This window comes from Yinghuangia sp. YIM S10712, from assembly GCF_051388935.1.
Lineage (GTDB): Bacteria > Actinomycetota > Actinomycetes > Streptomycetales > Streptomycetaceae > Yinghuangia.
The window spans coordinates 822,639-827,784 of the sequence record NZ_JBPKBI010000001.1; the positions used below are offsets into that span (position 1 = coordinate 822,639).

The following is a 5,146-nucleotide window of genomic DNA, read 5'->3' on the forward strand; positions in this document are numbered from 1 at the left end:
CCGCGGCGGCACCGTCGAGTATGTCGTCGTCGGCTGCGTCGTCGTCCTGCTCGTCGAAGCGCCCGTCGCGTTGCCCGTCGAACTCGTCACGCGCGTCGCGGCCGTCGTGTTCGTCGGGCGCGATCGTCACCTTGAATTCGGTGGTTTCCGCGGCGTCGGCGTTCGCGGTGTCGCGGTCGCCGGCCGTGGCGCGTTGTTCGGCCGCGTCGTGGCCGTCGGCGTCGTGCGCCGCCAGGTCGAGGCGGAACTCCTGCGTCCCGGCGAACGGATCGACGTCGGCTGCGGGGGCGGGGGCGTCCTGCCACGTCTCGGGGGCGTCCCACCCGGCCACCTGGCCGTCGTAGGCGGGTGCCGGCTCCTGGACGGCGGTGGCCGCGTCGTACCAGCCGGTGGCGGTCGGTTCGGCGGTCCACGGCTCGGACGCCCATGCGGCGGGCGGCTCCTGAACGGCCGTCAGGACATCGCCCGACCACGCGGTGGTCTCATAGGCGGTCTCCGGCGCGGCGGTCGCGGCGGGCCCGGCCTGGCCGTAGCCGCCGTCGGTGCCGTAGGCCTGGTAGGCGCCGCTGTCGTACGCGGGGTAGCCGCCGCTGTTGTCGACGGCGGCGTAGGAACCGGACGCGTCGTACGAAACGGCGTTGTAGGCACCGCTGTTGTACCCGCTGTCGTAGCCGTCGTAGGCGCCCTCGTGGCCGGCGGTGGCGCCATAGGCCGACGAAGTGCCGTACGCGGAGGCGTCGTAGCCGTTTTGCTCCGCGCCCGCGGGGTAGGAATCCTGCGCGTAAGCGGGAGTCTGGTAACCGCCGGTGTGCCAGGATCCGGAGTCGTGGGCGTTGGCTCCATAAGCGGCGTTCGCCCCGGTGTCGTACGCACCGTAGGTGTCGTACGCCGGGTAAGCCGCGTGGTTGCCAGTGCCGTAGACCTCGTCCGCGACGCCGCGACCGTAGGGGTCGCCGTCCGGATAACGGCCGTCCGTCACCTGATTCGCCTTTGTCTCGGGGGCAGTACAAACCCTCTGCCGCGAGGCGAGGGGTAGCTCAACAGGTCCTTCCACAAGCAATTAATCGGGGACTCTAGCCCTCCGTATGCGCCCGCGACAATCCGCCGCTGTCGGTTCGGGGGCGCCGAACCGACAGCGAGTTCGGGTGAGGTTCACCAAAATCGCGGCAACCACCTGCGCGTTCGCTGCGTCTCTACATCCACGCCCATTGCGAAATGCGTTGTGCGCCAGGCGCTCGCCCATGACCGACGTACGGTGATTTGTCGTATGCCTTCCCGGCTCTGCTGTCCGCAACGCGCCCGGTTTCCGCGGTCATTGGCGCAACACCGAGGCGGACGGACGCGGTTTCGGCCACCGGGCCGGGCGCCGCAGACGGTCACCGCGGCTTCGGGGGTGGCGACTGAACGGGGCGTCGCGTTTGCCGCCGTCCTGCACATGCGGACGCCCCGCGTGAGCGCCGCATCGCCGAAGCCGTCGAACGCGTGCGAAGGCGGCGCAGTATCGCGGCTCGGATCGGTGATCGACTCTGTTTGGCGAACCCCCGGTGCAGGTGTCGGTGCGACGCCGTACCGTGACGGTCATGCTGGAACGCTGGACCGCGGACCGGGTGTTGGCACTCGCACCCGATACCGCGTCGCAGAAGGCCGGATCGAAGTTGGCGGCTCCCGGGCCGTGGACGGAGTTGGGGGCTGGGGAGGTCTCCCTTCCGGGCGCCGGGGACGAGGGGGGTACGACGACCGCGAAGAGCGGCGTGTGGGGGTTGTGCAAGGGCAGCGGAGCGAAGACGTACCGCACCGCCGTCGAGCTGGACGGTCCGGCGTGGTCGTGCACGTGTCCGAGCCGCAAGCTGCCGTGCAAGCACGCGCTGGGGCTCCTGTTGCTGTGGTCGTCCGGTGATGTGACGGACGACGCGGACGCTCCCGCGTGGGTCACCGGCTGGCTGACGGCCCGTCATGGCCGTGCGCAGCAGCGGGCGGTCCGTCAGACCGCGGGCGTCGCCGATCCCGCCGCCGCGGCACGCCGCGCCGAGCAGCGCGCGGCCCGTGTCGCGGAGGGTGCCGACATGCTCGGCCGGTGGCTCGCCGACCAGGTGCGCAACGGCATAGCGGGCGCCGACCGGGCCGGCTACACACCGTGGGAGGACATGGCCCGGCAGATGGTCGACCAGCAGGCGCAGCGCATGGCCCGGCGGCTGCGCACCGCGGCGACCCGCCCGGCGTCGGGCGACGACTGGCCCGAGCGCCTGTTGGAGGACTACGCGGAGATGTGGCTGCTGCTGCGCGCCCACGACCGGCTCGACGCCCTGGACCCGCCGTTGGCGGCCTCAGTGCGGACGCAGTTCGGCTGGACCGTCGAGAAGAACGACCTGGTGCAGAGGGCGGCCGAGCAGGGCACGGCGGTCCGCGACCACTGGACGGTCCTGGGCAGCCGGGACACCGCCGAAGACAATCTGACCGTGCGTCACATCTGGTTGCGCGGTGCGGAATCCGGGCGTACGGCGCTGGTCATGGTGGTCGGCGCGGCCGGACAGGCGCCGCCGGTCGCGCTCCCGGTCGGCGAGCGCTTCGAGGCCGACCTGATCTTCCACGACGCCGCGGCACCGCTGCGCGCCCACCTCGCGGAGCGGCACAGTCCGCCGGAGCCCGCGGAGGTCCCGGCGGGCTGCGACGCAGCGACGGCGGCGATGGCGTACGCCGAGGCGGTGCGCAGCGAGCCCTGGCTCGACACGTGGCCGGTGGTCTTCGCCGACGTCGCGGCTGTGCCGGACCCGCTCGGGTGGCGGATCGCCGGGAGTGACGGCTTTTGGCTGCCGGTCGACCGCTCCCGCGCCGCCGAGGACGCTTTGTGGCGCCTGGCGGCGATGTCCGGAGGGGCGGGCATGACGGTCTTCGGCGAGTACGGCGCACGCGGCTTCGCCCCGGTCACGGGCTGGCACGAGGGGCGTGCGGTGTCGCTGTGAGGCGGGTGAGTCTCACCGGCTCCATCGGAGCCCGACCTGTCGACCCCTGCGGCGTCGCCTCCGCGCGGGCACGCCCGGAGCCGACGCCCTGCACGCCACCGCCACCGAACTCGCCGCCCGGCACCAGGACGGCCGCCGGCCGGTATCTCCCCGGAGGTTCCCGATGACGATTGCCACCGAAGCACTGTGGGACGACCTCGTGTCGACCGCCCTGGTCGGCACCGCGAAGCGGGCCGTGCCGGATGTCGACCGGGGTTCTGCGCTCGGCGCGGCACTGGCCGCCGTGCCGCGCGAGGATGCCGCCGAACGCCTGCTCGACGCGGCCGCGTTGGCGTTGGTCCACCGCCGTGCCGGGCGCCTGCCCGGCACGGGAGCGGCGCCTTTGGCCGAGTGTGCGCCCGATCCGCGTCCGGCGGTGCCGTCCCGGGCCCAGGGCCGGCTGCGCGTGCTGCTGGGCAGCGGCGTGGGGGAGCGGCGTACGGCGATCGCCGAACTGTTGCCCGAGTGGCTGGCCGAGGCGCGGGCCCGGGGTTTCCGTGCTCCGGAATCCGAACTGCCCGCGCTGCTGGACGTCGCGCGCTCGCACAGCGAACTGCGCGCCGACGTCGCCGCGCTGGCGGGTCCTCGGGGTCGCTGGCTGGCGCGCCTGAATCCGGACTGGGCGTGGGCCGCACGGGTCGCCGCGGAGGAGGTCGCGCAGGACGAAAGTGTCTGGGAGCACGGGCTGTTCGGCGAGCGTCTCGGGTACCTGACCGCACTGCGGGAACGCGATCCGGGGGCCGCGCGCGAGTTGCTCGCGAAGACGTGGCGCAGCGAACCCGCGGAGGACCGCGCCCGATTCCTTGCGGTGCTGCGGGACGGCCTGTCGGCCGACGACGAGGATTTTTTGGAGGCCGCGCTCGACGACCGGGCCAAGGCCGTCCGCACGGGTGCCGCGGCGTTGTTGAGTGTGCTGCCGGAGTCGGCGTTCGCGGCCCGGATGACGGAACGGGCGCGGGCCTGCGTGCGTCCCGAGGGCTCTTCCGGGGTGACGGTCGTTCCTCCCGACACGTGCGACGAGTCGATGCGCCGCGACGGGATCACCGAGACGTCACCGACGGGCCGCGAGAAGCGCGCCTGGTGGCTCGGCGAGATCGTGGCGGCGACGCCGCTCGCCGCGTGGACGGTGATCTTCGGCGAGTCGCCGACCGAGATCCTGGCGCGTTCTCTGCCTCGCCGTTGGGCGGAGGACATCCGCGACGGATGGGCCCGGGCCGCCGTCCAACAGCAGAACGTCGCGTGGGCCCGTGCTCAGGCGGGCCGCGGGGCGCCGACGCGCTTGTTGTCGGTGTTGCCGCCGGGTGAGCGCGCGGTCCACGTCGCCGCGCACGTCGAGGAGCACGGGCTGTCGGAGGCGTTCCAGTTGCTGGCCGGTTGCCCGGCGATATGGCCTGCGGCGCTGGGACGCGCGGTCGTCGACGCGCTGGCGCGTGCGGCGCGGGAGTCGGCGTACCCGTGGAGCTTCAGCGGCGTCACCGGCCTCGCGGCCCGTTCGCTGGATCCCGCAGTCGCCGGTGAGATCGAGGGATTGGCGGTGGCGGCCGGCGAAGACGGCTATTGGGGCCGCGCGTTCGGCGAGTTGGCCGCGACGCTGCGGGAACGAGCGGTTTTGCGGGCGGAGTTCGCGTAGCGGAGCCTGAGGCCTCGCGCGGACTTCACGGTCGTGACCCCACCCGGAACCCTCCCACCCCCCGACCCGTTGAGTGGGTAGGGGGGCCAAGAACGCAATTTTCAACCGTTCCCGACCAAGCCCCGACCCCCCGACCCCCCCCGGCTCCCGCCGCCCAACCTATCCCGCCCCCATCCCCGCATCCCGCGCGATCGCCACCGCCTCCGCCCGGCTTCGGGCGCGGAGCTTGGCCAAAACGTCGCTGACGCGGTTGCGCACAGTCTTTTCCGACAGCACCAACCGCCGCGCGATCGAGGCGTTGTCGAGTCCGTGGGCGAGCAGGTCGAGCACTTCCCTCTCACGGTCGGTGAGTTGGGGGAACGGCACGGCCCCGCGCGGGTGTGCGGGAGAGGACGAGAAGAACGCCAGTACCCGCTGGGCGATTTTCGGTCCGAAGACCGCTTCGCCGCGCGCGACGCCGAGGATCGCGCGGCGGATGTCGTCGCCGTCCGCCTCCTTGAGGAGGTAGCCGCGCGCG

3 protein-coding genes and 1 pseudogene are annotated in these 5,146 nt (G+C 72.9%); 2 read left to right on the forward strand and 2 right to left on the reverse strand.

From position 1 onward, the window contains the following. Window positions 1-979, reverse strand: a pseudogene (locus ACRX5W_RS03890) (hypothetical protein); the annotation flags it as partial. A 601-nt stretch (window positions 980-1,580) separates the two neighbouring features. Between ACRX5W_RS03890 and ACRX5W_RS03895 the strand changes: the two are divergent. After that, window positions 1,581-2,960, forward strand: a complete 1,380-nt coding sequence (locus ACRX5W_RS03895; RefSeq protein ID WP_436786446.1) for an SWIM zinc finger family protein — start codon at window positions 1,581-1,583, stop codon at window positions 2,958-2,960. A 163-nt stretch (window positions 2,961-3,123) separates the two neighbouring features. After that, the gene (locus ACRX5W_RS03900; protein WP_436786447.1) at window positions 3,124-4,629 is read left to right on the forward strand and encodes a DUF5691 domain-containing protein; all 1,506 of its coding nucleotides are present in this window, start codon (window positions 3,124-3,126) and stop codon (window positions 4,627-4,629) included. A 159-nt stretch (window positions 4,630-4,788) separates the two neighbouring features. Here the strand turns inward: ACRX5W_RS03900 and ACRX5W_RS03905 are convergent. Beyond that, the coding region (locus tag ACRX5W_RS03905) for a helix-turn-helix domain-containing protein (RefSeq protein ID WP_436786448.1) at window positions 4,789-5,146 on the reverse strand (358 nt) is incomplete at its 5' end.

Excerpts from the sequence above, each read along its gene's own strand:
- ACRX5W_RS03895 (WP_436786446.1), top strand. The coding sequence starts at position 1,581 with ATGCTGGAACGCTGGACCGCGGACCGGGTGTTGGCACTCGCACCCGAT.
- ACRX5W_RS03900 (WP_436786447.1), top strand. The coding sequence starts at position 3,124 with ATGACGATTGCCACCGAAGCACTGTGGGACGACCTCGTGTCGACCGCC.